This window comes from Bacillus sp. JJ634, assembly GCF_036962285.1.
Taxonomy (GTDB): Bacteria; Bacillota; Bacilli; order Bacillales; family DSM-1321; genus Peribacillus; species Peribacillus asahii_A.
In genome coordinates this window covers 1-1,204 of sequence record NZ_JBALMU010000233.1, presented here as the reverse complement: position 1 = coordinate 1,204, position 1,204 = coordinate 1, and the positions used below count along the sequence as shown (strand labels likewise).

Sequence of the window (1,204 nt, the reverse complement as noted above, 5' to 3'; positions counted from 1 at the left end):
ATAATAAACGTTTTAGATGATTGGAATTTAGTAGATAAGTGCTTCATGAGAATGGTGTCAGATTTTGAAAGTATTTACCAAATTAATCGTATTATGTAATAAAACCTATACATAATAGAAGAGAGTGAAATCATTCACTCCCTTTCATTTGTAAAATCTCGGTCATGATGTCTTTTCCGAATAGTGCCATATTCCGTTTACCACTTTACAAGGCAGGGATACTTATGGACAGGGCAGATGCTATAAACAAACGATATCGTACAAGATGGTGGCGATAAACAATGTGTAAATTAAAAAGATGTAATAGCTTTTTGTGTCTATTAATATTTGGGGTTGTATTTATACTAGAGATGGTTATATAATACTCGCTATTCGTTTAAAAAGCGTCATGAAAATTTTAATTTATGTAACGGGAGTCTGTAATGAAAAAGCAATTAATAGCAAGGTTATTAAAAATGAATCTTAACATGATAAAATAGATATAAATACCTTCGGAGGTGACTCAAATGAAGTGGGAGGATGTATGTCAAGCGTTCCCGGAACAATGGGTATTGATTGAAGCTGTACAAGCTTATACGAATGAGGAAAGTGAGCGTATTTTACAAGATGTTGCTCCTTTAAAGAAATTCTCTAATTCTCCAGATGCAATGAAAGCTTATCAAGAACTTCATCGTGAAAATCCTACTCGTGAATTATATGTTCTTCATACTAATCGTAAGAATCCCAATATCATTGAGAAAAAGTGGGTAGGTGTGAGGCGGTAGTGAAAAGGTTAATCATTGAAGGTGGGCTATTAATTACGGATATGGAATTAACATTTAGAGGACAATCATTATGGATTAAGCGTGTTTTAGTTGACACAGGTTCAGGAGGTACAATTATTTCAACAGATTTAGCCGAGTCGATAGGAATAATTGCTGAAGAAGATGACATGATATATCGTATCAGTGGAGTTGGTGGTTCAGAATTTGTCTTTTCTAAAACGGTTGATTCAATCAAAATTGGACAAGCAGAGATAAGAGATTTTCCGTTAGAAGTCGGGGCAATGAATTATGGTTTTGATTTAGATGGTATTATTGGGCTGGATTTTTTACAGGTAATAAAAGCAATCATTCATATAGACAAACTAATAATAGAGTTTAATTAAAGGGCAAGTATAGACGATTATTCTGTACTTGTCTTTTAATTTTTAGAGTAATAGTAT

General features: G+C 33.0%; 2 protein-coding genes. Both read left to right on the top strand.

Going from position 1 to position 1,204, the window contains the following annotated elements:
- Positions 1–506: 506 nt before the first annotated feature.
- Positions 507–764, top strand: coding sequence for a hypothetical protein (locus V7068_RS22435; protein WP_499714634.1), 258 nt, complete (start codon positions 507–509; stop codon positions 762–764).
- Complete coding sequence (locus V7068_RS22430; RefSeq protein ID WP_499714633.1) at positions 764–1,147, top strand: retropepsin-like aspartic protease; 384 nt, start codon at positions 764–766, stop codon at positions 1,145–1,147. Before V7068_RS22435 ends, V7068_RS22430 begins: the two co-directional genes overlap by 1 nt.
- The last annotated feature ends 57 nt before the right edge of the window (positions 1,148–1,204 follow it).

Bases quoted from the DNA above. Each gene is read 5' to 3' on its own strand.
- V7068_RS22435 (WP_499714634.1), top strand. From the start codon at position 507: ATGAAGTGGGAGGATGTATGTCAAGCGTTCCCGGAACAATGGGTATTG.